2 protein-coding genes are annotated in these 1,705 nt (G+C 74.5%); one reads left to right on the plus strand and one right to left on the minus strand.

Annotated features, from left to right (window positions below; genetic code table 11):
- The first annotated feature begins 2 nt into the window (after window positions 1–2).
- Window positions 3–1,169, plus strand: coding sequence for a pyridoxal phosphate-dependent aminotransferase (locus tag J1M38_RS01425; protein WP_342356191.1), 1,167 nt, complete (start codon window positions 3–5; stop codon window positions 1,167–1,169).
- A 47-nt stretch (window positions 1,170–1,216) separates the two neighbouring features.
- Here J1M38_RS01425 and J1M38_RS01430 read toward each other — a convergent pair.
- Window positions 1,217–1,705 (minus strand): response regulator transcription factor (locus J1M38_RS01430; RefSeq protein ID WP_206501152.1); only part of this gene is annotated, 489 nt, incomplete at its 5' end.

A 1,705-nucleotide genomic window follows, 5' to 3' on the forward strand; every position in this document is an offset into this window, starting at 1 on the left:
CCATCGCGCCCTCCGCCACCCTCGCCGTCGACGCCCGCGCCAAGGAGCTCAAGGCCGCCGGGCGCCCGGTGATCGGCTTCGGCGCCGGCGAGCCCGACTTCCCCACCCCGGACTACATCGTGGAGGCCGCCGTCGCCGCGGCCCGGGACCCGAAGAACCACCGCTACTCCCCCGCCTCCGGCCTGCCCGAGCTGCGCGAGGCGATCGCGGCCAAGACGCTGCGCGACTCCGGCGTGTCCCTCGAGGCCGCCCAGGTGCTCGTGACCAACGGCGGGAAGCAGGCCGTGTACAACGCCTTCGCCGCCCTGCTGGACCCGCAGGACGAGGTGCTCGTCCCCGCCCCCTACTGGACCACCTACCCGGAGGCGATCCGGCTGGCCGGCGGCGTGCCGGTGGAGGTGTTCGCCGGCCCCGAGCAGGGCTACAAGGTCACCGTGGACCAGCTCGACGAGTCCGTCACGGACCGCACCAAGGTGCTCCTGTTCGTCTCCCCCTCCAACCCCACCGGCGCCGTCTACTCCCCCGAGGAGACGGCGGCGATCGGCCAGTGGGCGCAGGAGCGGGGGCTGTGGGTGGTCACCGACGAGATCTACGAGCACCTGACCTACGACGGCATGCCGTTCACCTCGATCGTCCGCGCCGTGCCCGAGCTGGCGGAGCAGTCCGTGATCCTCAACGGCGTCGCCAAGACCTACGCCATGACGGGCTGGCGCGTCGGGTGGATGGCCGGCCCGCTGGACGTGGTCAAGGCCGCCACGAACCTGCAGTCCCACGCCACCTCGAACGTGGCCAACGTGTCGCAGCGGGCCGCCCTGGCCGCCGTCGCCGGCCCGTTGGACGCCGTGGCGGAGATGAAGACGGCGTTCGACCGTCGGCGCCGGGCCATGGTCGAGGCCATGGACGCCGTGGCGGGCTTCCACTGCCCCACCCCGCAGGGCGCGTTCTACGCGTACGTGGACGTGCGGGAGGCGCTCGGGAAGACCTACCGCGGCGGCGTCACCCCCACGACGTCGGCCGAGCTGGCCGCCTTCATCCTCGACGAGGCGGAGGTCGCCGTGGTCCCGGGCGAGGCGTTCGGCCCGTCCGGCTATCTGCGACTGTCCTATGCGCTGGGCGATGCGGACCTCGCCGAGGGCGTCGAGCGCATCCGCGCCCTGCTCAGCGCCTGAGCCGCCCACCCCGCCCCTGAGCCCCGCGACACCGCGCGCCGCGGGGCTCAGGCGTATCCGCGGCGCGCGGCCCAGCGGGTCAGCTCGTGGCGGTTGGAGAGCTGGAGCTTGCGCAGCACGGAGGACACGTGGGTCTCGACCGTGCGGTCCGAGATGAACAGCTCCGCCCCGGCCTCCCGGTAGGTGTATCCGCGGGCGATCAGCCGCATGACCTCCCGCTCCCGTGCCGAGAGCCGGTCGAGGTCCTCGCCGGGGGCCGCAGCCCCGCTCGCCGCCGCGGCGGTGACGGGCGGAGGCGCGGGCGCCGTGCCGCGGAAGGCGTCGAGGACGAACCCGGCCAGCCGGGGCGAGAACACGGCGTCGCCGTCGGCCACGCGGACCGCCGCGTCCGCCACCTCGGCGCCGGAGGCCGTCTTGGTGATGTAGCCGCGGGCCCCCGCACGGATCACGGCGACGACGTCCTCGGCCGCGTCCGAGACGGACAGGGCCAGGAACCGCTGCGCGGGTCGGCGCGCGAGGACACGCTCGGCCACCTC

The sequence above is a fragment of the Micrococcus sp. KRD070 genome (assembly GCF_017168435.1).
Taxonomy (GTDB): Bacteria; Actinomycetota; Actinomycetes; order Actinomycetales; family Micrococcaceae; genus Micrococcus; species Micrococcus luteus.